This window comes from Streptomyces sp. SX-6 (assembly GCF_059089585.1).
Genome location: NZ_JBTHHU010000012.1, coordinates 65,642 through 88,633, shown reverse-complemented (window position 1 = coordinate 88,633; position 22,992 = coordinate 65,642). Strand labels below are relative to the sequence as shown.

Annotated in this window: 26 protein-coding genes; 15 read left to right on the top strand and 11 right to left on the bottom strand. The window is 69.8% G+C overall.

Features of this window, described 5'->3' with window-relative positions; genetic code table 11:
- Positions 1–10: 10 nt before the first annotated feature.
- Complete coding sequence (locus ACV530_RS17130) at positions 11–997, bottom strand: helix-turn-helix transcriptional regulator (RefSeq protein ID WP_494333351.1); 987 nt, start codon at positions 995–997, stop codon at positions 11–13.
- Between the two features lie 268 nt (positions 998–1,265).
- Between ACV530_RS17130 and ACV530_RS17125 the strand changes: the two genes are divergently transcribed.
- From ACV530_RS17125 to ACV530_RS17080, 10 genes are all read left to right on the top strand, one after another.
- Positions 1,266–1,427 carry a hypothetical protein gene (locus ACV530_RS17125; RefSeq protein ID WP_494333350.1) on the top strand — a complete coding sequence of 54 codons (162 nt, stop codon included), beginning with the start codon at positions 1,266–1,268 and terminating at the stop codon, positions 1,425–1,427.
- Between the two features lie 14 nt (positions 1,428–1,441).
- The gene (locus tag ACV530_RS17120) at positions 1,442–1,720 is read left to right on the top strand and encodes a hypothetical protein (RefSeq protein WP_494333349.1); all 279 of its coding nucleotides are present in this window, start codon (positions 1,442–1,444) and stop codon (positions 1,718–1,720) included.
- Between the two features lie 33 nt (positions 1,721–1,753).
- On the top strand, positions 1,754–2,023 hold the full coding sequence (locus ACV530_RS17115) for a response regulator transcription factor (RefSeq protein ID WP_494333348.1): 270 nt from the start codon (positions 1,754–1,756) through the stop codon (positions 2,021–2,023).
- A gap of 140 nt (positions 2,024–2,163) precedes the next feature.
- Positions 2,164–2,286 carry a hypothetical protein gene (locus tag ACV530_RS17110; RefSeq protein ID WP_494333347.1) on the top strand — a complete coding sequence of 41 codons (123 nt, stop codon included), beginning with the start codon at positions 2,164–2,166 and terminating at the stop codon, positions 2,284–2,286.
- A 62-nt stretch (positions 2,287–2,348) separates the two neighbouring features.
- Positions 2,349–2,471 (top strand): hypothetical protein, encoded by a 123-nt coding sequence (locus tag ACV530_RS17105; RefSeq protein WP_494333346.1) that lies wholly within the window; start codon positions 2,349–2,351, stop codon positions 2,469–2,471.
- 70 nt (positions 2,472–2,541) lie between these two features.
- Positions 2,542–2,664: a hypothetical protein gene (locus ACV530_RS17100; RefSeq protein ID WP_494333345.1), complete on the top strand. Its 123-nt coding sequence runs from the start codon at positions 2,542–2,544 to the stop codon at positions 2,662–2,664.
- An 88-nt stretch (positions 2,665–2,752) separates the two neighbouring features.
- On the top strand, positions 2,753–4,057 hold the full coding sequence (locus tag ACV530_RS17095) for a cytochrome P450 (protein WP_494333344.1): 1,305 nt from the start codon (positions 2,753–2,755) through the stop codon (positions 4,055–4,057).
- Positions 4,058–4,075: 18 nt separating this feature from the next.
- The gene (locus ACV530_RS17090; protein ID WP_494333343.1) at positions 4,076–4,867 is read left to right on the top strand and encodes a class I SAM-dependent methyltransferase; all 792 of its coding nucleotides are present in this window, start codon (positions 4,076–4,078) and stop codon (positions 4,865–4,867) included.
- Positions 4,867–6,132, top strand: coding sequence for an MFS transporter (locus ACV530_RS17085; RefSeq protein WP_494333342.1), 1,266 nt, complete (start codon positions 4,867–4,869; stop codon positions 6,130–6,132). Before ACV530_RS17090 ends, ACV530_RS17085 begins: the two co-directional genes overlap by 1 nt.
- A gap of 8 nt (positions 6,133–6,140) precedes the next feature.
- The gene (locus ACV530_RS17080; protein WP_494333341.1) at positions 6,141–6,701 is read left to right on the top strand and encodes an NUDIX hydrolase; all 561 of its coding nucleotides are present in this window, start codon (positions 6,141–6,143) and stop codon (positions 6,699–6,701) included.
- Here the strand turns inward: ACV530_RS17080 and ACV530_RS17075 are convergent.
- On the bottom strand, positions 6,691–7,575 hold the full coding sequence (locus tag ACV530_RS17075) for a sigma-70 family RNA polymerase sigma factor (RefSeq protein WP_494333340.1): 885 nt from the start codon (positions 7,573–7,575) through the stop codon (positions 6,691–6,693). The genes ACV530_RS17080 and ACV530_RS17075 overlap by 11 nt on opposite strands.
- A gap of 58 nt (positions 7,576–7,633) precedes the next feature.
- On the opposite strand from ACV530_RS17075, the gene ACV530_RS17070 reads away from it, so the two are divergent.
- The 5 genes from ACV530_RS17070 to ACV530_RS17050 all read left to right on the top strand — a co-directional run bounded on the left by ACV530_RS17070 (position 7,634) and on the right by ACV530_RS17050 (position 11,993).
- Complete coding sequence (locus ACV530_RS17070) at positions 7,634–8,746, top strand: alkene reductase (protein WP_494333339.1); 1,113 nt, start codon at positions 7,634–7,636, stop codon at positions 8,744–8,746.
- Positions 8,747–8,814: 68 nt separating this feature from the next.
- Positions 8,815–9,165 (top strand): hypothetical protein, encoded by a 351-nt coding sequence (locus tag ACV530_RS17065; RefSeq protein ID WP_494333338.1) that lies wholly within the window; start codon positions 8,815–8,817, stop codon positions 9,163–9,165.
- Between the two features lie 25 nt (positions 9,166–9,190).
- Positions 9,191–9,550: a hypothetical protein gene (locus ACV530_RS17060; protein WP_494333337.1), complete on the top strand. Its 360-nt coding sequence runs from the start codon at positions 9,191–9,193 to the stop codon at positions 9,548–9,550.
- A 656-nt stretch (positions 9,551–10,206) separates the two neighbouring features.
- Positions 10,207–10,683 (top strand): nuclear transport factor 2 family protein, encoded by a 477-nt coding sequence (locus ACV530_RS17055; RefSeq protein WP_494333336.1) that lies wholly within the window; start codon positions 10,207–10,209, stop codon positions 10,681–10,683.
- Between the two features lie 359 nt (positions 10,684–11,042).
- Positions 11,043–11,993, top strand: a complete 951-nt coding sequence (locus tag ACV530_RS17050) for a hypothetical protein (protein ID WP_494333335.1) — start codon at positions 11,043–11,045, stop codon at positions 11,991–11,993.
- 22 nt (positions 11,994–12,015) lie between these two features.
- Here ACV530_RS17050 and ACV530_RS17045 read toward each other — a convergent pair whose 3' ends face one another.
- From ACV530_RS17045 to ACV530_RS17005, 9 genes are all read right to left on the bottom strand, one after another.
- Positions 12,016–12,588: a BLIP family protein gene (locus ACV530_RS17045; protein WP_494333334.1), complete on the bottom strand. Its 573-nt coding sequence runs from the start codon at positions 12,586–12,588 to the stop codon at positions 12,016–12,018.
- 84 nt (positions 12,589–12,672) lie between these two features.
- Positions 12,673–13,362 carry a hypothetical protein gene (locus tag ACV530_RS17040; protein WP_494333333.1) on the bottom strand — a complete coding sequence of 230 codons (690 nt, stop codon included), beginning with the start codon at positions 13,360–13,362 and terminating at the stop codon, positions 12,673–12,675.
- Complete coding sequence (locus ACV530_RS17035; RefSeq protein ID WP_494333332.1) at positions 13,346–13,783, bottom strand: hypothetical protein; 438 nt, start codon at positions 13,781–13,783, stop codon at positions 13,346–13,348. Before ACV530_RS17035 ends, ACV530_RS17040 begins: the two co-directional genes overlap by 17 nt.
- Positions 13,784–13,835: 52 nt before the next feature.
- Positions 13,836–16,244: a glycoside hydrolase domain-containing protein gene (locus ACV530_RS17030; RefSeq protein WP_494333331.1), complete on the bottom strand. Its 2,409-nt coding sequence runs from the start codon at positions 16,242–16,244 to the stop codon at positions 13,836–13,838.
- A 204-nt stretch (positions 16,245–16,448) separates the two neighbouring features.
- Complete coding sequence (gene cs1 / locus ACV530_RS17025; RefSeq protein ID WP_494333330.1) at positions 16,449–17,426, bottom strand: clavaminate synthase Cs1; 978 nt, start codon at positions 17,424–17,426, stop codon at positions 16,449–16,451.
- Complete coding sequence (gene speB, locus ACV530_RS17020; protein ID WP_494333471.1) at positions 17,427–18,320, bottom strand: agmatinase; 894 nt, start codon at positions 18,318–18,320, stop codon at positions 17,427–17,429. It abuts the gene before it with no gap.
- Positions 18,321–18,373: 53 nt separating this feature from the next.
- On the bottom strand, positions 18,374–19,690 hold the full coding sequence (locus ACV530_RS17015; protein ID WP_494333329.1) for an ATP-grasp domain-containing protein: 1,317 nt from the start codon (positions 19,688–19,690) through the stop codon (positions 18,374–18,376).
- Positions 19,687–21,243 (bottom strand): asparagine synthase-related protein, encoded by a 1,557-nt coding sequence (locus ACV530_RS17010; protein ID WP_494333328.1) that lies wholly within the window; start codon positions 21,241–21,243, stop codon positions 19,687–19,689. The genes ACV530_RS17015 and ACV530_RS17010 overlap by 4 nt, the downstream gene beginning before the upstream one ends.
- Before the next feature lies 1 nt (position 21,244).
- Positions 21,245–22,987, bottom strand: a complete 1,743-nt coding sequence (locus ACV530_RS17005) for a thiamine pyrophosphate-binding protein (RefSeq protein ID WP_494333327.1) — start codon at positions 22,985–22,987, stop codon at positions 21,245–21,247.
- Positions 22,988–22,992: the final 5 nt, after the last annotated feature.

Genomic DNA, 22,992 nt, shown 5'->3' with positions numbered 1-22,992 from the left:
AGTGCTTCGTTCAGAGCCAGCCCTGCTGGGCGGCCTTGAGGCCGGCCTCGAAGCGGCTGCGGGCCCCCAGCCGCTCCATGATCGCTGCCATCGTGCGGCGCGCGGTGCGCGGCGAGATGTGCAGCTTGCTCGCGGCCGCCTCATCGGTGTGCCCCTGGCCGATGAGGTTGAGCAGATCGCGCTCCGCATCGCTCAGCCCCGGCTCCGGCGCCGGAGCGTCGGCGCCGAGCGGGGTGGAGTGGTTCCAGACCTGCTCGAACAGGGCGGTCAGCGACGCGATGACCCCGGGCCCCGTCAGATAGAGCACGCCCACGCGGGTGTTGCCGGGGTCCAGCGGCACCAGGGCCGCCCGGCGGTCGGCCAGGATCATGCGCGGCGGCAGCGACGGCGCCGTACGGAACTCCCCGCCCAGGCTGGTGAGCCAGCGGGCGTGCTCCAGCGTCGGCGGATGATCGCGGATGCAGTCCAGGCCGACGGTGCGGGTCGTCACACCGCGCCCCAGGAGACGGGCGTCGTTGCGCCGCGCCGCCTCGAGCGAGTCGGCCGCCTGCGCACCGCCCGACATGAACGTGCAGATCTCCTCGGTGGCCTCTTCCGCCAGCCGCTCCAGCCGCTGCTGGATCGCGTCCATGCCCAGGATCTGCTCGCCGTCCCCGAACTCCGCGGCCGTCGCGGGCTGTGCCGCGATATGGCTGATCATGCGGGAGATGGCCGCCTGCCGGTCCGCCATCTGCTGCTGCTGACGGAGGAGTTCGTCGTGCTGCCGCGCCAGCAGGGTGCGCAGGCCCGTCTCCGGGGCGACCGCGAGGAGCCGGTCCGGGTGGTCGAAGGACGGGCGGACCAGCCGGAACTCGAAGAGGTCGTCCAGCGCCGACCGCACCTCGGCCTCGGTCAGGTCCAGGTGGGCGACCAGCTGCTCCACGCCCCACGACGAGTGCTCGAGCATGGCCTCGTAGACCGTCTCGTGTAATTCCTTCAAGCCCATCGCGGCAAGCACTGAGGTCCCCTCTCCTCGATGGCCGGAGCCCCACCGGGTCCCCCTGACCCGACGGTATGTGCATTCTGCACCGGGGCCACCGGCGAAGGAACATATGTCGGGAAATTCGTTGGCCCAAACCGTCCTGGACGGTTCCGCCGGGCCGTATCCCCTTCCTCGCCGCCGACGCCCGGCGGAACATATTCATCACCGGGCCGACGCAGGAAGCCGAAGCGGAAGCCGAGGCCGGACCCGGAGAATCCACCAACTCACTTACGGGGGTATTCCCATGTCTGTCATCGCCCGCATACTCACCGCAGCCGCCTCCCTCGCCCTCGCCGGCGCCGCGTTCACCACCGCGGCCGCCGCCGACAGCACCCCGGCGCAGCAGACGCACAAGGTGGCCGCGGCCGATGTCCCGCCCGCCCCCGGCAGCCTCATCTGGGGCTGAGAGGAGAAGTCGGCATGCGTCTGACCCTGTTCACCCTGACCTCCGCCGGTCGCCCGCACTGCCGACTCGAAGCCCCCGTGCTCGTCGACCTGTTGTGGGCCTCCGCCGCACCGGCCGACCTGATCGAGCACATCAGCGCCCGCTCCGCACCCGACCGTATCGACATCGGTATCTACACCCGCCGGACGGCGCAGCAGGACACCTACCCCGCTGCCGCCGAGGAACTCGTCCGCCGGGCCTTGGTATCGGCCCCGCCGCTCCGGGGCTGGACTCTCTCCCCCAGCCAGGAATAACAAGCAACAACCCCAGAAAGGCGGGAAGCCGTCGTGATCGACAGCATCCAGGGAAGTCCTTCCGTTCTCTCCACTCTCTCCGACCGTGAACGCGAAGTGCTCAGCCGGCTCGCCGAAGGGCACACCTACGGGACCATCGCGCGGTCCCTGGGTCTGAGCGCACACACCGTGGACACCTACGTACGGCGCATCCGCGCCAAGACCGGCGTGCACAACCGCATGCAGCTCGCGCTCCTCGCGGCCGCCGCCGAAGGCCGTGTCCCGGCCACCCGGTCCATGGCGGTCGGTACCGGAAACCCGTGACTTTTGCCCCTCCCTCCGCTCCGGCAAAGTTATTCCCGTGAACGAGGGAACGGCCCGAAAGAAGGGCCAACTCCCCGGACACACCACAGACTTCGGGAATCCCGGCAGGGGATGCCCGACAACCGGAAAGAGGGATTGAGATGGCGAAGGTTCTGCGTGCCCTGGGTGCCACCGCGAAGGTCGGCGGCCGTTACATCCACATCGCCACCGCCGCTGCCCCGCAGTCCCGCATGGGCGGTCGCTACATCCACTTCGACGCCTGAGTTCGAAGCAGTACACCGCACAGCACATCGCACAACACACCAACACGAGAAGAGGGATTGACATGACGAAGGTTCTGCGCGCTCTCGGTGCGAAGTCCAAGGTCGGCGGCCGGTACGTGCACGTCGGGTCGACGTTCGCCCCGCAGTCGCGGATGGGCGGCCGTTACATCCACTTCGACGCCTGATCGAAGCGCAAGCAAATCAGCTGAGCTCCACACAACACACCAAAACATAGACACAGAAAGAGGGATTGAAATGGCGAAGGTTCTGCGTGCCCTGGGTGCCACCGCGAAGGTCGGCGGCCGTTACATCCACATCACCACCGCGGCTGCTCCGCAGTCCCGCATGGGCGGTCGCTACATCCACTTCGACGCCTGATCCAACCGGTCAACAGGTGGGCCCGGAACAGCCCTTGTTCTCAAGGGACTGTTCCGGCCCCCCGGGCACCGCACCACAGCAAAGGGTGATGACAGTGACGATGGCCGAGGCGCTCACGACACCGGCCGATACGGAAATCCCCGGCCCCCGCGGCCGGCCGCTGGTGGGCAACGTGCCCGACTACGAGAAGAACCGCATCCGCTTCCTCGAGGAAAACCACGCGCGGTACGGCGACTTCTTCCGCTTCGACGCGGCATCCGTGGTCGTCCGTGACCCGGACGCCATCCACGACTGTCACGTCCGCACCAACACCGACTTCCTCTCCGAAGAGGCGATCATCTCCGACGCCCCGCTGTCCGACGCCCGGACGGGCCCCTGGATGCAGGCGCGCCGGCCGGCCTGGAAGGCCATGCGGCCGAAGTCCTGTCTGCCCTACGGCGGACAGATCGCCGACGCGTTCGCCGCCACGGTCCGCGGCACCGACGGAGAGGCCTTCGACCCCCTGCGGGTCTTCACCGACTACACGAGCGCCGTGCTCACCCACATCTGCCTCGGCGAGGAGAGCCCCCGTGTCGTCGACGCCGTCGAGCAGCGCTTCCAGGCCTTCATGGTGCTGATGAACCGCTCCTGGCAGCGCCCCCGTTGGCTCCCCGACGCCGCCCTGCGCCGCGCCCAGGAGGCGGACCGTACGCTCAACGTCCTGCTGCGCGAGCGGCTGGAGCGCGCCACCGAACCGGGGCCCGACCTGGCCTCGATGCTCATGGACGCCGACCTCGGCATGAAGACCGCCGCCGGCTTCCTGAAGGGCACGCTCCTCGCGGGCTACGGCGTCCCGGCCGTCTCGCTCGCCTGGATCGCACACGCCCTGGCCGTCGACCCGGAGCTCGCCGAGCGCGTGTCCGCCGAGGCCCGGGCGCAGTCCGACCTCACCGAGGCGTACGGCGCGGGGCGCCTGCCGCTCGCCGAGGCGGTGGTCAAGGAGCTGCTGCGGCTGTACCCGCCGACCTGGCTGATGGGCCGCCGCGTCTACCGCGACACCGAACTGGGCGGCCGGCGGCTGAAGTCGGGCGAGACCGTCCTGTTCAGCCCGTACCTGGTCCAGCGCGACCCGCGCTGGTGGGGCGAGCGGGCCGGCGTCCTCGACCCGGACCGGTGGCTCGCCGACAACAACGGCGGCGCACAGCACCGCCACGCGTACATTCCCTACAGCGGCGGCACCCGGGTGTGCATCGGCAGCGCCCTGGGCAACGCCCTGCTCGTCCTGTGCACCGCGCACCTGGCCGCCGAATACCACGTCGAGCCGGACCCGTCGGCGGACGTACGCCCGCACTTCGGCACCATGCTGACCCCGCGCGGCCTGCGCCTGCGCTGCCGCCCCCGCCGTACCGTCTGAGCACGAAAAGAGCTTCCGGTGATCGACAACGAAGAGACCTACGGCACGCGTTGGGCCCATACCTACGACTCGATGATCGCCGAGACCATCGGTGACGCCGCGGCGAACGAGGCCGCCGACGCCCTGGCCGCCATCGCCCGCGCCACGGGCGCCGCCGAGCCGACCGCGCTCGAACTCGGCGCCGGTACGGGCCGGGTGGCCGTCCCCCTCGCCGAGCGCGGCATCCGCGTCCACGGCGTCGACCTCGAGCCCGCCATGCTCCACATCCTCGCGGAGAAGGCGCAGCACCTCGACGGCCGTCTCACCCACGCCGCCGGTGACATGACCGTGGCCTCCGACCTCGTCGCCCCGGACGGCACCGCCTCCTACGACCTGGTGTACTGCGTCTTCAACACGCTCGGCTCCCTGGCGGACGGCGCCGCCCAGCGCGCCTGCCTGGCGGCGGCCGCCTCCGTCCTGTCCGAGAACGGCCGCTTCGTCATCGAGGCCCCCGTGCCGATGCTCAACTCGTTCTCGCAGTCCGGCAGGCGCACCGCCCACCTCGGCCGCCGCGGCGACGGGGTCTGGCTCGAGACCGCCCGGCACGACCCCGTCAGCCAGGTGATCTCCCTCGAGTCGATCGTGCTCTCCGAGGAGAAGGGCGTGCAGATCCAGCCCGTCCACTACCGCTACACCTGGCCCTCCGAGCTCGACCTGATGGCCGAACTCGGCGGCCTGCGCCGGGTGTCCCGCGCCGGCGGCTGGGCGGGGCAGAAGTTCACCCCCGGCACCGTCTTCTACGTCGCCCAGTACGAACGGATCCGCGGCTGATGGGCCGCACCTACCGCCTGCTCACGGCCGCCGCCGTGATCACCTCCCTGGGGAACTCCGGGGCCGTGGTCGCGGCGGCGTTCGCCGTTCTGCACGGCGGAGGAGACGGCACCGACGTGGGGCTCGTCGCGGCGGCCCGTACGATTCCGCTCGTCGCCTTCCTGCTCATCGGCGGCGCCGTGGCCGACCGGCTGCCGCGCCACCGCGTCATGGTCGCGGCCAACTGCCTCAACTGCTGCTCCCAGGCCGTCTTCGCGGCCCTCGTGCTCACCGGCTCGCCGCCGGTCTGGCAGATGGCCCTGCTCTCCGCGCTCGGCGGCACCGGGCAGGCCTTCTTCGCCCCCGCCTCCGAGGGCATGCTGCTGTCCTGCGTACCGGGCGAACAGGCGGGCCGCGCCTTCGCGTTCTTCCGCATCGGCGTCAACGGCGCCGGCATCGGCGGCGCCGCGCTCGGCGGTGCGCTCACCGCCTTCGCGGGGCCGGGCTGGGTCCTGGCCGCCGACGCGGCGGCCTTCGCACTCGCCGCCGCCCTGCGCTGCGCCCTCGACACCGGCGACGTCCCGCCGCGCAAGCGGCACGACGGGCTGCTCCAGGACCTGCGCGAGGGCTGGTACGAAGTCGCCGGGCGGCGCTGGCTGTGGGTCGTCGTCGCCCAATTCGCCGTCGTCAACGCGGCGTTCGCGGCCACCCAGTCCGTCTACGGCCCTCTCGTCGCCCGCGAACGCCTCGGCGGCGCCGGACCCTGGGGCGTCGCCCTCGCCGCGTTCGGCGCGGGCACGCTCCTCGGCGCGCTGGTGATGACGCGCTGGAAACCGCGCCGCATGCTGCTCGCCGGCGGCTGGGGCTCCCTGATGTTCGCCCTGCCCCCGGCGGCCCTCGCCGCCGCCCTGCCCCCGCCCGTGCTCGCGGCGGCAATGGCCGTGTGCGGCATCGGCGTCGAGGTCTTCGCGGTCGCCTGGATGACCGCCCTCCACCAAGAGATCCCCGCCGACAAGCTTTCCCGGGTGTCCTCCTACGACTGGCTCGGCTCGGTCGGCATGGTCCCGGTCGCGACCGCCCTCGCGGGCCCGGTGGCCGAACTGGTCGGCTGCCAGGCTGCGTTGTGGGCCAGCGCGGCGCTGATCGCCCTGCTCACGCTGGCGGCGCTGGCCGTGCCGGACGTACGGCGGCTCGAGCGCATGGATGGCCGGTTCGCGCTGTCGCGGAGCCGCGAGGGGGCACGCGAGAGTGATACCGCATGTGAACCGTCGCCGATCGGAGAGTGACGCCAGTCATGGGAAAGTACGTGTACACCTGCCTGTACAACGCCGCCAACGGGGACTTCTTCCTGCCCTACAAGAACGTGAGGGGCTACTTCTTCGCCCCCAGCACCATCGTGCCCGACGGGCAGCCGCTCAATGGCGGAGGGAAGGAGGCCCTTCCCGGTGGCGGACTCAAAACGGGTGAGTCCGTAAGGGACGGTGCCGTCAGGGAGTTCAGGGAGGAGACGGCCCAGAACATCGCCGCCTTCTATGCGGCAGAGCACACGTGGCAGCAAGGCCAGAACCAGTACAGTGCCGGGTACTTCAGCGTGAGCGGCCAGCAACTGACCCAGATGCGCGACACCGTGGCGCAGGTGCTCACCGCCGGACACAGCGCGGCGAACGACATTGTCCACAAGAAGATCACCAGGTACCAGCAGGTCCATCAGTTCTATCCGCTGGCCGCCCCCGACCACGAGCTCAACATCGTTGAGATCTGGAATGTCAACAGCAAGTGGGCGGAGATCGAGAAGTGGAGGCAGGACAACGACCGGAGCTGGTTCGTGGACATCCTCCAGCGCATCAAGAGGTAGGCCTGAGCACGCCCAACTCGAGCCCCCGTAGCCGCACCGGGTCGGCGATCACCTCGTAGCCCGCAACCCGCCCGTCGTCCGCAATCGCGAACGTCAACACGGCCGCCAGCCGCCCCCGCGGGGCCACGACCGCACCCACCGACCCGTTCACCAGCGCCGCTTCCGCGAACCGCGCCCTGCGTCCGAAGGCCGCGACGCCCTCCGCCACGGCCCGTACGCCACGGGCCACCGTCGCCGCACCGGGCGGTACGGCGGCGCGGTCCGCGCGGCGTACGACGTCGGGGGCCAGCACCGCGAGGATCGCGGTCATGTCACCGCTGCGCGCGGCGGCGAGGAAGGCGTCCACCACCTCCCGCTGCCGCGCAAGCTCGGCACTGCCGACGGCAGTTGTGCCGCGCACCTTCCGGCGCGCACGGCTGGCGAGCTTCTTCGTGGTGACCGGTGTCCGGTCGACGATCGTGGCGACCTCGTCGAACGGCACCGCGAACATGTCGTGCAGCACGAACGCGACCCGCTCGGCGGGCGCGAGCGTGTCCAGCACCACCAGCAGCGCCCGGCCGACCGAGTCGGCGAGCAGCACGTCCTCCTCGGGACCGTCCGCTTCCGACACCGCATCGGGCAGCTGCTGCCCGACCAAGTCCTCCCGCCGTGACGTACGGGCACGCAGCATGTCGAGGCATACGCGCGAGACGACCGTCCGCAGCCAGGCGGCCAGATTCTCGATGCTGTCCGCATCGCTCCGGCTCAGCTTCAGCCAGGCTTCCTGAACCGCATCCTCCGCATCGCTGGCTGAGCCGAGCATCCGGTAGGCGACGCCATGGAGTTGGCGACGGTGCTCCTCGAATCGTTCCGCCAGCCCGTCCACCTCGGTCACCTTTCCTCGCCGTGCCCCGTCGATCTTATGAGGCACCCACGAAGAGGAGAACAGACCGATGGACGTATCACAGCCGCTCCTGCGCCCGGCCGGCTTCGGCGACTTCCGGCTGCCCAACCGGGTGGTGATGGCCCCGACCACCCGGGCTCGCGCGGCCAACACCGGCCTCGTGCCGACGGAGGCGCACGCCGCGTACTACGGCCAGCGGGCGAGCGCCGGGTTGATCATCACCGAGGGAACCTGGGTCAGCGAGCAGGCGATCGGCTTCGTCAACGTCCCGGGCATCTACAGCGAGGAACAGGTCACCGCGTGGCGACGGGTCACCGACCTCGTCCACGTCCTCGGCGGCCGCATCGTGATGCAGCTGTGGCACACCGGCGCCACCGCGCACCCCGACCTCCTCGGCGGCGAGCCGCCCGTCGGCCCCTCAGCCATCAACGTGGGGGAGAAGTCCTTCACCCAGCACGGCTTCCAGGACACCGTCACCCCACGGGAGATGACCCCCGCCGACATCCGCAAGACGGTCGCCGACTACGGCGCTGCCGCGCACAACGCCCGGCGCGCGGGGTTCGACGGCGTCGAGATCCATGCCATCGGCTCGTCGTCCCTGATCCCGCAGTTCCTCAACCCCCGCCTGAACCAGCGCACGGACGCCTACGGCGGCGACCGCGCGGGCCGTCGGCGCCTGCTGCTGGAGATCGTCGACGCCGTCGCCGACCCCTGGGACGGCCGGTGCGTGGGCGTCCGGCTGTCGCCGTACTGGACCTCCGGCACCCACTTCACCGCCGACCCGCAGGCCCTCGCCGACCACGACGACCTCGTGACCGCGCTGAACGACCACCCCGTCGCGTACCTGCACCTGCGCGGGCGGGACGTCACGCCGTCCGACGGCACCGTCGACCTCGCCGCGATCGGCCGCTACCGGCGCCTCTTCCACGGCCCGCTGATCGCGAACAACGGCTTCGACCGCGACTCGGGCAACGCGGCCGTCGAGGCGGGCGTCGCCGACGCCGTCTCGTACGCCCGGCACTTCATCGCCAACCCCGACCTCGTCGCCCGCTTCGCCGTGGGCCATGAACTGGCGGACGGCGACCCGGGCACGTACTACACGGGCGGGGCGGGCGGATACGTCGACTATCCGACGTGGTCCGGTGAGCGGAACACGGCTTAACCCCGGGCAGACGCCTGTGGCACGCTCCCACATGCCTTGAAATTCCCGGCAGTTACCATGGGGCCGTCGTGAACAAACGGCAATTCTCGCGCGCTGCTGTCCTCACCGCTTCATCGCTCCTCGCCCTCGCCGTGGGCGCATCCACCGCGTCCTCGGCACCCGCCGCGGGCTGCACGGTCAGCTGGTTCGCCGGCGGTATCACCTGGGTCGCCCCGGACATGACCGCCGACGCATGCCGCGCAACCTCGCACGACGGTGCCAACTGGGTCAGTTCGCAGCCCCTCAGCGCGGAGTGGAGTTTCTATCCCTCCCCTGACTGCACCGGAGACCCCGTGGCGCTCGGCAACGGCTTCAGGCGCTTCTCACCGCCGGGACAGCCACTGCACTTCCGCTCAGTGAAGATGGACACCTGCCCCTGAGGCACTCATGCCACTTGGAGGCCCCATGTCATCATCCCTGCCTCGGCAGATCACTCGTATCGGCACCGCAGTCGGGTCGCTGGGCGTGGCCCTCGTGCTCGGCGTCACGAGCGCGGCGGCTGCCCCGCAGGACACATGCGTCCTGCGGATCACATCCGGCGGTACCTCCAGCTTCCGGGACGGCCTCACCCCCGGCAGCTGCGTCAACCCTTCCCTGACGACCAACGTCGACAACATCGCCGCCGGGAACAGGGCGGGCAGAGCCACGTTCACTGTCTTCGACAGCTACGGCTGCACCGGCAGCGTCATCGCGCAGGGCGATGGGGAAGCGTTCTTCATCCCGCCCATCAACATCGGTTCGGTGCGGATCGACTCCTGCCCCTGACCTCAGCCGAACACCAACGTCGTCGGACCGCTGATCGCCTCAACGCCCTTCTCCGTGGCGCAGTCCAGCGGACTGAGAGTGACCTGCAACCCGGGGGAGGCCACCGGCCTCCCCTTCGCCCTTGATCACCGACTCGGCCGACTTCACGTCGGGGTCTGTGCCGGTGCAGGCGGGGTACTGCGCGCTGCCGCCGATGTGTGAGTGCTGCGTCCGGAACGTCAGGCCGGGTGAGAAGCGGACGGTGGCGCTGCCCAGGCAGTCGACCAGGTGGCGGGACGTATCCCCTTCACGCGCCGACGCGGAGGAAGTTGAGAGTCCCGCCACCAGGGCCGCGCACCCCAGAACCTTGCGCCAAGAACGCTTCACAGACACCTGTGACGGGAACGGCAGGCCGGTCCGCATCATTCCGCTTCCAGTGGTGCCGTCGGCGGTGGTCGCTGTGAATAGGCGCGCTGACCGGTAGCGCGGACTGGAGTGCGGCGCGCGGGTGGCCAAGTGCGCTGCGCTGGCCGTCGCGTAGGATGTGATCACCCAAGAGCGTCCCGAAGTCGGCTTTCACGACTGAGCCTTGGCTGATCCCGCCGCGTACGCATGTCCTGAGCCGCGGCCCATCACTTGAACGAGCCTTTCCGCACCGCAACGGAATGGAGTCCGCCATGCCCGATATAGCCTCACCCGTCTTCGATCAGAATCATGAGGTGCTCGCCCGCTACCAGCAGGCGATGCTCGCCAAGTCCGCCGACGACTTGGCGGACCTCTACGCGGCCGACGGTGTCCACGAATTCCCCTTCTTCTTCCCGGGCGTGCCCGCGCGCTTCGAGGGCCGCGAAGAGATCCGCGAAGGCTACCGGGCGATCTGGGGCGCGAGCCTTGCGCAGCCGCAGGAGATCCACGACGTCGTCGTGCACCAGAGCACGGACCCCGAGGTCATCACCGTCGAGCAGGTCGTCACAGGAACCGTTCCCGCGACCGGCCAGACCTTCGACTTCCCCGGCCTCCTGGTGATCCGCGTACGAAACGGCCGGATCGTGCACGTCCGCGACTACATGGACGGCCTCGGCGTGGCCCATGCCATGGGCCGCCTGGAGGCCGTGGCCGCCCGTCTGGCGGTTGGCCGGATGGGGCACAACTGACACTATTTCAGCGGTGAGTTGGCTACGTATGATGTCTGGATGTATCCCATTTGTAACGTCACCAATCCACCGCTGATGAAGGGTCAGGTCGCACTGCGGAAGACGTAGCGCCGTGACTGCTTCCGTCGTCGAGTCGGTTGCGATTGGTTGCATGACCATCGTCTCTGGTCGGTCACGCCGTCAAGAGGGCGTCCGACGTGCAAGAACTCATCTTGCTTCACTCGTACGGGTGTTGCGATGCGATGGAGGGTCGTGGGGCAGGTTGTGCGGGTTACGTTGCAGGCAAGCAGCGACCCCCAGGCGGTGCTAAGGACACCGGCCCGGGGGTCTTCATCACCAGGAGAGAAGAGCTCCCCGCGATGCTCGTGCACTTTATCGCGCCCGAAAGCCGTTTCACGCAGGTTCCGAACGAGATCATCCGGCATCCGCGTCTCGGTTCGGACGCCGTCCGGCTGCTGGTGTGGCTGCTGTCGTTGCCGCCCGGGGCGGACATGGCGTTGTCAGATGCGGCGCGCCGCGCCGGGATCAAGAAGGCTGCGTTTCAGCGTGCGAAGGGGCAGTTGAGGGATGAGCGGTATTTCCATGAGTGGCGGCTCCAGGGGCGGGACGGGCGTTGGACGACCACTCAGCTGGTCTCCAACGCGCCCCTCGACCCTGCCGAGGCGCGGGCGATCCGCGATGGGTTCGTGCCGCCGACGGATGTGAAACCGGCCGCCGGTGAACCGACTGCCCGGTCCGTCGGCCGTTCCCAACAAAAGACTGGGGAGAAGACTTACCTCCCGCCCTCCCAGCCCTCCCGCTCCGTCGAGCCGCCTGCTCATCCTCTCGCCGAGCGTGCGGGGCAGGTCCTCGCCTCCGTCTCGCACTCCGAGCGGCGGCTCCGGCTCAACGGCCGGGACATTCAGGCCCTCGCCCCGTTCGCCGCCGACTGGCTGTTGCGCGGCAGCACCGCTGTCGAGCTGCGCGAGGCGTTGACCCAGGGGCTCCCGGAAGACATCCACAGCCCCGCCGCTCTCCTCCGCGACCGGCTCGTGCGCAAGATGCCCGACGTCCCTGCGCTGCCTGCCGTTGTCCGCCAACGGACCTCGCCCTGTGTCCCGTTGGTGCCCCGGGTTGCCGGTCGGATCGAGTGTCGTGGCGACCACATCCAGCCGCTCCTCTTCCTCCCCGAAGGCGATGAGGTCCTGTGTCGCGACTGTCGTCGGCAGGACGTGCAGGCCGCCCACGCCGAGGTCACCGCGCGCGGCGCAGCCGCCGTACGCGCACAGTTGCGAGGGGCGCCGAATCCCTCACCGAGGACGTTCGGTTGAAGGCCTGGAGATCAGGATCAGCTCAGCGAAGCCCGCGCTGGAATCGGTAGGTGAGCTTGCCGTCCGTGAAGGTGAAGTGGGCGCTGGGCGGGAACAGGCCGGACTCCTGGGTGCAGTAGTAGCTCACCTCGTGGCCGTTCTTTGCAGGCCAGTTGGGGTACGACTCTTTGGACACCACGCAGGAGTTCTTGTCGACAGCGGAGAATGCCTCGGCCTCGGTCTGGCCGGCCTTCGTCTTGTTGTACTGGGCGAGGCGGATGTTCGGCGACGCGGGCTTGAACAGGAGCTCGTGACGCTTGTTGTACAGCTTGCCGTCAGCGGTGAACGCAAAGCTGCCGTACGGCACGTAGTCGCCCGACGCCGACCAGCAGAGGAAGTCCTTGCCGATGAGCCCGCCCGTCTCGCACGCCGTGGCTCCACCGGCGATCTCCCAGACCTGCTCCTTCGTCATGCCGAACTGGATCCGGTCGTACTTCTCGGCGGTGAAGCCGGAGTACGCCTGCGCGCTCCCCGCGGTGCCGGCCATCGCGAGTGCGGCCGCCCCGAGGGCGACGGCGGTCCTGACTGCGTTCTTGCCGCTGTTCGTGCGTGCCACGATGTCAACGTCCTTACGTTGGATTGTAGATGGGTGTACGCCCATCGTGGTGACCGTGCCTCTTTCGGCGCTCTTCAGGTGCTCCTACGCGGCGCGGCGCGCGAACTTCCGGGCGTGGGCCCGGCGTTCGGGAACGAACGCGTCGACCGAGCCCGCTCCTTCGTCGCCCGGGCCCTCCTGCCAGGCGCGGATCTTGCGGGCGACGCCCTTCACCTTCGGGTGGCCCGGCTTGTACGCGATCTCGAAGTGGGACTCCTTCGGGGTGGTGAAGTCGCCGCCCCACGCGACCACGCCGTCCAGTTCGGCGAGGACGTCCCGCACCACGACGAGCTCCTTCGGGTACAGGCCGCCCTTGACGCCGGCCGGATAGGCGTGCGGCCGGATCGCCAGTGCGGTGCCGGAGAGGTAGTTGGACTCGTACCTCTCGCCGATGTTCCGGTCGATCGCGTGGCCCTTGACGTCGCCGGGGCGGAGCGTGTCGATCTCGTAGTGGAACCGACGGGCGACGTGCAGCAGGATCACGGCCGCGTCACCGTCGGCGAGGCTCACCGACTGGTTGGACCCTTCGATGCGGAACAGCTTGGCCTGCTCCAGGACGGGCCAGCCGTTCGACGAGTTCTTCTCCGACCAGCGGGTGTCCGCGGCGGATGCGGCGTTGGTGGCGTCGGCGGCGTACGCGCCGCGGATGCCGCCGGGGAGAGCCGTCAGGGCCGCTGCGGCTCCGAGGACCGCGCCTCCCGTGAGGACACGGCGCCGGTCAATGGTGTACGTCACGTTTCTTCCTCATGGTGATCGCCGCTGTCGTGGCGCCCGCGGCACAGCCGGGGAGCAGGACTGCGACGGTGACGAGAGTGGGGTTGACGAAGGCAGGCACCAAGTCGTGTTCGGCGTCGCACTTGTTGTGCAGCGGGAACCAGCGCGCCGACTCGCGCCAGTGCGTCGCCCGGTAGTCCTCGTCGTAGCGGAGGTTGCGCTGCGTGCACGCTTCCTTGCTGTCGAGGCCGCCCGAGAACACGCCGACGAACCACGTCGCACAACCGATGCCGACCAGGACGACGGCGGGGAAGGCCCACCACCCGGGGCGCTGCCACCGGCGGGCCGGCATGCCGCGCGCCGTCTTCCAGACGCTCACGACGAACGCGGCGAGCAGCAGGGGCGGGAGGGCGATCATCGCGAGGACCGAGAGGGCTTTCACTGCGCGCTGTTCCTTCGCTTGCCTGAGGTTTCTGAGGTGCCTGCGTGAGGGGCTACCTTCGGGCCTCCGCGGCCTTCAGGTACTTCTTGTGGTTCGCCGCGAGCGAGGAACGCAAGTTGCGCTCGGTTCCGGTCCGGGCCAGCAGGACGTCCACGAAGCCCTGCTCGAACTTGTCCAGCTCGTCGCTGTCGAGCATCGCAGGGAGCGTCTTGATGCCGCCGCGGATCGTGATCAGGCCCACCTGGGCGGCCACGACCTCCTTGTCGTCGAAGGCGGTCAGCATGTTGTGCGCGAGGAACTTGGCGTCGGTGGCATTGCCGTTGAAACGGCCGGCCCAGTAGTCCTTGAAGCGGTGCAGACCGCCGCCGCCGTTGTAGTGGTCCTTGACGGCCTGGACGATGTTCTTGCCTCCCCGGACCGCGTTGGCGAGCAGCCATGCGTCGGCGTCCTCGATGAGGTCGTTGTAGCCGAAGCTGGAGGCGACCCCGATCTTGGCCATCTTCAGTGCGACGAACTTGCCGCCGTCGGGGTACTGGTCCTTGGCGTTGCGCCAGTCGACGTAGAGGGTGAGCAGGTCGCCACCCCAGCCCGCGACGTCGCCCTCGTTCACCGAGCGGGGGTTGGACGGCTTCCAGGAGACGAGGTGGCCGTTGGCGGAGGCCATGAGGTGCTCGCAGCCCACTTCGTAGCCGCTGAAGGGATCGGTGAAGCCGGTCATCACCGACATGCCCTTGCCGTTGGCGTACTCGACGAATCCGCCGTCGTAGCCGCCGATCAGGAATTCCCAGTCGCCGCCGCCGTACCTGCTGTGCCGGATGTACTCCATCACCAGCTGGTCCGGGGAGCGGCCCTTGTTGCCGTAGCTGACGGCGAGGCCGTAGAGACGCTCGATGTAGGCGATGAAGTCGTCGGCGGGGCCCGATGCCTTGTTGACGCTGTTCTGGCCGGAGTCGGCGCCGGAGGTGACGTCACGGTCGAGATCGAACGTGTCGGACCCGTTGGTGACCTTGAACTCCTTGATCTGGTTGAAGGACCAGTTGGCCGGTATCGGGATGCCGAGGTTGCCGGAGAATCCCCACGACATGCCCGACACGAACGAGAAGCGGGCCTGGGTCTGGCGGCTGACGACCGTGCACACGTTCCGGGAGCCGTAGACGCCGTGCACGTAGCGCTTTCCGTTGTAGGCGAGGCCTGCCGCCACGCCGTGGAAATACTCCACGATCTTCCCGTCGATCTCCTCGCGCGTGGCGTCGTAGTCCACGGCGAAGTAGATGACGGTGCCGCGGTTGAAGCCGTAGTCCTCGGCCAGCTTGTGGGCCTTCAACGCGTGCTGGAAGCCGTTGGTGTAGGTGAAGTCGGCGAGCCTGCGGGCGTTGTCCTGATAGATCGGGAACACCTTCAGGCCGCTGTCGAAGATCGTCTTCAGCTCTCCCGGCTTGATCTGCTTGTCCAGCGTGGAGCCCGGCGGATCGTACAGGTAACGGCCCACGACCTCGAAGCCGTTGGAGCGCAGCCACTGTGCCCGGGACGAGGTGATCTCGAAGCGGGTGTCGCAGCCGGTCGCGGGACGGTCGGGGTCGCCCATCGACACCAGGAGCTGTGCCCAGGTCGGGTAGTCGGCCCGGCCGTTGGCATCCAGGCGGCAGAACCGCTGGAAGACCTGGACCCACTCCTTGAGCTTGCCGTCGAAGGTGCTGCGCCATGTGGTGGGAGTGCCTGTGTCACTGGTCCCGGTCGGGACCGGCGAGTTGAAGACACAGGCGGCGGAGAACAGTTCGACCCAGATGCCGGAGTCGCCCTCACCGAGAGTCTTGGACTTCAGGCCGGTCTGGGTGCCGGGGCCGAAGTTGCCGTTCGGGGAGGCGATGCCCAGCTCGTACTGAATGGCGATCACCAGGGCCTTCTGCACGTCGCGGGAGTAGATCCCGTCGCAGGGGCCGATGCTGTACTCGCCCCTCGTCCAGTACCGGCTGTTCAACCACCGCTGGATCTTGCGCACTTCGTCCGTGCCGCCGGTGACCCGGGCGTAGGAGTCCATGTTGAGGATGCACTTGAAGATCTTCGGCGTGGTCACGCCGCCGGTGGTGCCCGTGCCGCCGTCGGGCAGGCCCATGTCGACGCGGAGCTTCTTGACCGCTTCGGTGGTGACGGCGCCGTACCCGCCGTAGCCGTTGGCCCCCCAATACCCCTTGCAGAACAGGCCGTGCTGGAGGATACGGACGATGTTCTCGTTCTTGTTCCAGCCGAAGCCGATGTCGCCGAGGGCCTCCAGCTTGGACATCGTGCCCGGGCCGAAGCTGGCCACGACCGGGCTGATGCCCAGTTCCTTCTGCAGGCCCATGGTCAGGGCGAGCATCGTGGACCAGCCGGTACGCCCGTCCTCGGGGCACCGCGCATAGCCGGGGACATTGCCGTAGGTGGCGTTGACCCACTTCTGGGCGTCGAGGACCTTCTCGTCCAACTGTCCATTCCTTTTCTGGGAAAGCGGCGCCGACGGCGCGGCCTCGGAGACGGCACGGCACCAGGCCGGGGCGGTCCGGGGGCGGGGGGTGCCGTCGGACCGCGGGCGTCCTGGTGCCGTGCGAAGCGACCGTAGGTCTCGGAGTTCTTCGTCCGCTCTTCGTCCGATATCGGGTGCGTGGTCGCCGGGGATGTGCCGTGCGGGCTAACGGCGCGGGGAGAACGTCACGACGTCGCCGGCCCGCTCCTCGCCGGTCGGCAGCTGGCCGTGGGCCTCGGTGCGGATGTAGACGCGGTGCAGCCACCGGTCCTTGCCGTCCCAGCGGGGCGTGAAGGGCGTCCGGGCGTGCGTGGTACGGAAGTTGTCGATGATCAGGACGTCGCCGGGCTCGAGGGTCACGCCCTCGGTGACATCGTCCAGGGCCTTCGACAGCTTCTCGACGGCCTCCGCGTCCGCGCCCGGGTGCGGCTTGAGCAGTTCGCGGTCGTAACCGAGCAGCAGGTCCTCCCTCGACCCGTACAGCGGCTTCACCTCCGCGATGGCGCCCGGGTCGTCGACCCCGCCGCGGAAGGCCACGTCGACCTCGCACGGCTGCTTGTTGTCGAAGAGGCGGTCCACGGTCTCCTCGTCCAGGAGCTCGAGCGCCTTGCGGACCGAGCCGACCAGCGTCCGCGCCCGGCCCTCGTGGTCCTTGCGCGAGCACGCCAACATCACGTAGTGGGGCTGGAGTTCGTGGTAGGCCATCTCGGTGTGGAACTCGAGCAGGGTCTCGCTGGTCTCGCTGGAGAGGTGGTGCGCGCCCGGCGACGGGTACACGTCGTGGTAGACCGTGCCCGCTCGCAGTTCCGCGTAGCCGGTGTGCAGGCCGAGGCGGCGGCCGACGATCGCGAGGAACGCCTCCATGAGCAGGGTTTCGCGCTCGACCGGGGCCGGGGTGCTGGTCGGGGTGGCCGGGAGGTCGTCGTCCGCCTCCACCGGGAGCCCCTTGATGAGCAGATAGCCGTCCTTGTCGGCGCTGCGGCGGAAGTCGTCGAGGGCGTCGGCGATCTCGTGCGGCAGCTCCTCGGCCAGCTTGTGGCCGATCTCCAGGGAGCGGTACAGGTCCTCGCGCAGGACCTCGGGCATCAGCGAGGCAAGGTACCGCAGGTGCTCGCGGTGCTTGCTCACGTCGAGTGTCGCCACTTACTTCTCCTCCTTGTTTCGGTGCGCGCGGGCGTACTGGAACAGCAGCTCCGCGCCGATCTCCGCGGCCAGAACCGAGGTGATTCCGGCGTGGTCGTACGTGGGCGAGACCTCCATGACGTCGAACCCGATCGGGGCCAGGTCGCCGACGTGGCGCAGCAGGGCCAGCACCTCGCGGCTGCTCGGCCCGCCGGGCGCCGGGGTGCCGGTGCCCGGCGCGAAGGCGGGATCGACGACGTCGACATCCACGGAGACGTAGAGGGGACGGCGGCCGACCTTCTCGCGGATCAGGCGAGCGGCCGCCTGCACGCCGAGGTCGGCGAACTCGTCGGCGGTGACGACCCGTACGCCGTGGTCGCGCGGCCAGTCGAGCGAGTCGGGCCGGGGGTTGTGCCCGCGGATGCCGAGCTGGACCATGTGCTCGGCGTCGATCAGCCCCTCTTCGATGCCGTGCCGGAACGGGGTGCCGTGGTGGAACTCGCCGCCGATCATGGCCGGGTTGGTGTCGGAGTGCGCGTCGAGGTGGAGGACGGCGACCGGCCCGTGCTGCTGCGCCACGGCGCGCAGGCCCGCGAGGGTGAGCGAGTGGTCACCGCCGAGCATGAGGAATGCCGCGTTGCGGGCGAGCAGGCCGGACAGGTGCCGCTGGGCCGTCTCGACGGCGGCACGCTGGCTGAACGGGGTGAGGTCCATGTCGCCGCCGTCCACCACCCGGATCAGGTCGAAGACACCGGGGCCGCGGTCGATGCCGACGCCGTGGATGAGCCCTGACTCGCAGCGGATCTGCTGCGGGCCGAACCGGGCGCCGGGCCGGTAGCTGGTGCCGCCGTCGTAGGGGGCGCCGATGACGACGACGTCGTTCCCTTCCGGCTCCCGGTCCAGCGGGAGCCGCATGAACGTGGGGACTTGGGCGTACCGGGGGGAGAAGTGGGAGTTGATCTGTCCGCTCACGCGGCCCCCTTTTCGTTGGCGTCACCGGTGGTGCGTACGGTGTCGGCGGGTTCGGTGGTGTCGATACGGATGCACGAGGCCGCCGTGCGGGCCTTGCTCAGCGCCTCCTCGGCCGTCGCGGCGTGTGCGTACACGAAGCCGACCGACGCCGAGTTGTCCAGACGCGACGCCACGGTGTCGCCGAGCTCGGCGTGCAGGGTGACCTCGACGCCGTGCGCCCCCGCCTCGAGCAGCCCGCCGATCCCGGTGAACCGGCCCGGCGCGTCGGGGAAGAGCACGTGCACGGCGGCGCCGCCCGCCATCCCCCGGCCCGGTCGCCCCGGGGCGACGGGCTGCCCGAGGGCGAGGAGCTTGGCGTCCAGATGCGGATCGGTCCCGCACACGTCCGCGACCATGTGAGAGATCCGGTGGGCGGGCAGACGGGGGTTCACCTCCACGATCCGCGGCCCCTCCTCGGTGATCATCACCTCGGTGTGGGCAGGACCCTGTCGGTAGCCGATGGTCTTCAGGGTCCGGTCGACGCAGTCCCGGACGGCGTCCCACACGTCCGCCTCCAGGGCGAGCGGGAAGGAGTGGGCCTCTTCCAGCGCCGTGTCCCCGTGCAGTCGCTTCGACGTCGCGCCGAAGAAGTGGGTGCGCCCGTCCGCGGTCAGGGACTCGACGCTGACCTCGACGCCGCGCAGACATTCCTCGAACAGCACATGGCCGTCCCGGGGCTGGCCGCGCAGCGACCGGCGGACCGCCGACAGTTCCCGCCACGCCGCCTCGGCCTCCGCGCGGGTGTCGCACCTGCGGACGCCGTAGGAGATGGCCTCCGACGGTGGCTTGGCGATGCACGGGAGACCGACGTGGTCGACGGCCTCGTCCAGCTCCCGCTCCGAAGTGACCAGCCGCCAGCGGACGTTCGCCGGGTCGGCGCCGAGCGCCGCCCGCAGCAGGTGTTTGTGGTTGGCCGCTCGGACCGCGGCAAGCCCTTGGGAAGGCAGGCCCAGATGCTCGGCGGCCTGAGCGGTGACCTCGGTGTGGTAGTCGGAGAAGGAGAGCACGCCGTCCACCAGCGGCTTGCCCTCGTCGTCGGTGACGGCTTCGACGACGGCACGCCAGTCGTGGGTGTCGACGTGCAGCACCTTGTCGACCTGGGCCAGCGGGTGCTCTTCGAAGGGCCGCCCGGAGGTGTACCAGTCAGTGTCCCGGAGGAGCAGCCATACCTCGCAGCCGAAGTCACGGGCGGCCTGGACGCCGTCGTAGAAGGCGTCGTGCAGCATGGACTCGACGAGCGCCAGCCGCTTGCCCGCGAACAGCGCGTATGTCATGAGCCGCCGCCGATGCGTCCGGCGATCCGGGTGACCACGTTCGCCACGGACACCTCGTCGGGGTCCGTGCCGCCCGCGACGACCTGGTCGAACAGGTCCTCCACCACCAGCGCCCTCGCCCGTGCGATGTCGCCCTGCGCGATCCCGGCGTCCGCGAGGAGGCGCGAGAACGCGGACGTGGTGCCGGACCCCTCGTGGACGCCGAGCTTGGGCCGGTTCACGGTCTCGGCGGGGAGCAGCTCGGCCATCGCCGCGCGCAGCACCCACTTGTCGCGGCCGTAGCGCCTCTTGAGGCCGGCCTCGAGGCCCGTGAGCAGGTCCAGGACGTCACGGTCCCAGTACGGATGGGTGGACCAGTGGCCGGCGACCGTGGACAGGACGGGGCTCATCTCGTTCAGCCCGTCGTACGTGTCCATGTCGTGGACGACGGCCGAGTCCAGCCGGGGCAGCCGGTCCTCGCGGTGCATGCCGCCGAGCGGGATGTCCGCGCCGTAGCCGGTGAGCACGTGTCGTGGCGGCCCGTCGAGGCGCCGGTACAGCGCGGTCAGCGGCAGCAGGTATTCGATCACGTCGGGGTCGAGGGACTCCGCCGCGTGGACGGCGTGCGGCAGTCGCGCGAGGAGGTCCCGGGTGGGGATGGTGATCTCGCGGTGGCCGGAGCCGAGATGCTCGGCGACGACGCGGGCCTGCGGGAACTCGTCGGACATGTCGGTGCCCATGGACAGGGTGTCGATGCCGCCGGGCACGACCGAGTGCGCCAGGGCCGCGACGCCGGACGAGTCGATGCCGCCCGAGAGGACCACCAACGGGCGTCCCCGCGACGGGAGTCGGCGGATGACGGCCCTCTCCAGGGCCTCGCGGACCTGCTCGACCGCTGTGTCCTCGTCGACGATGCGCCGGGAGACGGGCGGCTGCCAGGTGCGGTGGGCCCGGGTCGCGCCGGAGGCGAGGTCGATCTCCAGGACGCTGCCCGCCCGCACCTGGTGCAGCCCCGGCAGGCTCCGCACCGGCCGGGTGCCGGCGACGGGCGAGGCGGTGGCGACGGGCGAGGCGGGGGCGTCGGTGCCGGACGCGGCCAGCGTCTTCGCCTCCGTCGCGGCGACCACCCGGCCCGCGGTGATCCGCGCGTACAGGGGGACGGTCCCGGCGTGGTCGGTGGCGAGGAGCACCCGCTCCCGCTCGCTGATCCACGCCGTGTACCGGCCGTTGATCAGCCGGAAGGCGTGCACCCCGTACTTCTCGAAGAGGCCGGCGACCAGTTCGGCGTCGGACGCGTGGGCGTCCACCATCGAGCCGAGGACGCCGTGGATCTCGTCCCGGTTGTAGAGCTCGCCGGCGAGGGCGACGAACGTGTCGGCGCCGCACGCGTACGCGCCGGAGGCATCGGCACCGGAGTGCACCAGGACAGCGCCGACCGTCTGGCAGCGCAGCCGCTCGCGAACCTCCGTGCGGTGGCCGTGCGTTGCGAAGGCCGCCTCGATGGGGCCCTGGTCCCCGCCCGAGCGGGCGGAGACCAGGAACCCGAAGGCGGCAGGAAAGGCCTGCTCGCTCATGTCAGACCTTCAGCGCCCCGAAGCCGCCGGAGGTGAACTCGTAGTTCACCGGGACCTCGATGAGGTACGGGCGACCCAGCTCGGCGCCCTTGCGGAGGGCGGCCAGCAGGGCCTCTCGGGTCGTCACGCGCTCCGCGTCGACACCGTTGGCCTGGGCGAGCTGGACGAAGTCCACCGCGCCGCGGCCCGAGTTGTCCGGGCCGAACTTGACGGCGGGGTCGAACGAGCGCTTGTGCCCGATGTTCTGGTACAGCTCGATCAGGCCGTTGGTGTCGTTGTTGACCACCACCGTGACGATCGGCAGGTTGAGGCGCGCGATCGTCTCCAGGTCGGAGCTGTTGGAGTGGAAGCCGCCGTCGCCCGCGATGAGGAACGTCGGCTCGTCCGGGCGGGCCATCTGGGCGCCGATCGCGGCGGGGATGCCGTAACCGAAGCTGGAGCAGCCCGCCGAAGTGAGGAAGCCGAAGGGCTGGTCGGCGCGGGCGAAGAGCACGCCGTAGTGGCGGAAGAAGCCGATGTCGGACACGATCGTGCCACGGCCCGGTCCCGCGGCCTCGGACATGACCGTGTTCATCGAGTCCATGACCTGGTGGACCCGCATGCCGTCGTCATAGCTCTTGGGGTCGGCGAGGAACTCGGCGATGCGCTCGCGCAGCGCCGTGATGTCGTGCCGCTCCTTGGGCTGTACGTCGGCGGTGGCCGCGTCCAGGTGGTCGACGAAGGCGAGGACGTCGGTGACGACGTCGACGGTCGGCCGGTAGATCCGCGGCACCGGGTTGAACGTCGGGGAGACGCGGACGGTCTTCTTCTCGGCGCCGCGCTGCCACATGGAAGGACGCAGGTCCTCGGCGTAGTCGTAGCCGAGGGTGAGGACGACGTCGGCCGGGCCGAACAGGGTCTCCAGGGCCGGGAAGGACAGGATGCCGTCCATGTAGCCCGTGACTGCGCCGTAGTTGAGCTCGTGGTCCTGCGGCAGGACGCCCTTGGCGATGTACGTGGTGATGACCGGGACGTTCAGCCGCTCGGCCAGCTCGCGGATGCGGTCCACGGCGCCCGCGCGGATGGCGGCGGCACCCACGACGAAGACCGGGTGCTCGGCCGCCTTGACCAGTTCGACGGCCTCGTCGGCGATTGCCTCCCAGCCCGGCTGGACCGTGCCGAGCGGCTTTTCGGGGGTGCGCGCCGGGCCGTGGTCGTGGTCGATGTCGATGCCGTCGGAGGAGCCGAGCAGGTCGACCGGGAGCGAGATGAACGACGGGCCGACCGGCTCCGTCATGGCGTTGAGGACCGCGGAGTCGACGAGGTCGGTGATCTCGTGCGGCCGCTCCAGCTCGACGGCGTACTTCGTCATCGGCTCGGCGATCTTCACCAGGTCGAGGCACTGGTGGGTGTCGTTCGGGAAGATGTCGTGCGACTCGGACTGGGCGGCGAGGGCGATGACCGGGGAGCGGTCGAGCACCGACGTGGCCATGCCGGTGGACAGGTTGGTCATGCCGGGGCCGAGGGTGGCCCAGCAGGCGGCGGGGCGGCCGGTGATGCGGGCCAGGACGTCGGCGGCGACGCCCGCGGTGAACTCGTGGCGGGTCAGCACGAAGTCGAGGCCGTCCTGCTCGTCGAACAGGATGGACGCGGCCTCGCGCCCGACGACGCCGAACACCGTGTCGACACCGTGCTCCTTCAGCCGCTTGAGCAGGGCGTGGGCTGCGGTCGGTCGCTCGCTGGGGCCGGTGGATACACGGGACAAGACAG

Bases quoted from the DNA above. Each gene is read 5' to 3' on its own strand.
- ACV530_RS17125 (WP_494333350.1), top strand. From the start codon at position 1,266: ATGTCTGTCATCGCCCGCATACTCACCGCAGCCGCCTCCCTCGCCCTC.
- ACV530_RS17120 (WP_494333349.1), top strand. From the start codon at position 1,442: ATGCGTCTGACCCTGTTCACCCTGACCTCCGCCGGTCGCCCGCACTGC.
- ACV530_RS17110 (WP_494333347.1), top strand. From the start codon at position 2,164: ATGGCGAAGGTTCTGCGTGCCCTGGGTGCCACCGCGAAGGTCGGCGGC.
- ACV530_RS17105 (WP_494333346.1), top strand. From the start codon at position 2,349: ATGACGAAGGTTCTGCGCGCTCTCGGTGCGAAGTCCAAGGTCGGCGGC.
- ACV530_RS17100 (WP_494333345.1), top strand. From the start codon at position 2,542: ATGGCGAAGGTTCTGCGTGCCCTGGGTGCCACCGCGAAGGTCGGCGGC.
- ACV530_RS17095 (WP_494333344.1), top strand. From the start codon at position 2,753: ATGACAGTGACGATGGCCGAGGCGCTCACGACACCGGCCGATACGGAA.
- ACV530_RS17085 (WP_494333342.1), top strand. From the start codon at position 4,867: ATGGGCCGCACCTACCGCCTGCTCACGGCCGCCGCCGTGATCACCTCC.
- ACV530_RS17080 (WP_494333341.1), top strand. From the start codon at position 6,141: ATGGGAAAGTACGTGTACACCTGCCTGTACAACGCCGCCAACGGGGAC.
- ACV530_RS17070 (WP_494333339.1), top strand. From the start codon at position 7,634: ATGGACGTATCACAGCCGCTCCTGCGCCCGGCCGGCTTCGGCGACTTC.
- ACV530_RS17060 (WP_494333337.1), top strand. From the start codon at position 9,191: ATGTCATCATCCCTGCCTCGGCAGATCACTCGTATCGGCACCGCAGTC.
- ACV530_RS17055 (WP_494333336.1), top strand. From the start codon at position 10,207: ATGCCCGATATAGCCTCACCCGTCTTCGATCAGAATCATGAGGTGCTC.
- ACV530_RS17050 (WP_494333335.1), top strand. From the start codon at position 11,043: ATGCTCGTGCACTTTATCGCGCCCGAAAGCCGTTTCACGCAGGTTCCG.
- speB (WP_494333471.1), bottom strand. From the start codon at position 18,320: ATGCGGCTCCCGCTGGACCGGGAGCCGGAAGGGAACGACGTCGTCGTC.
- ACV530_RS17015 (WP_494333329.1), bottom strand. From the start codon at position 19,690: ATGACATACGCGCTGTTCGCGGGCAAGCGGCTGGCGCTCGTCGAGTCC.
- ACV530_RS17010 (WP_494333328.1), bottom strand. From the start codon at position 21,243: ATGAGCGAGCAGGCCTTTCCTGCCGCCTTCGGGTTCCTGGTCTCCGCC.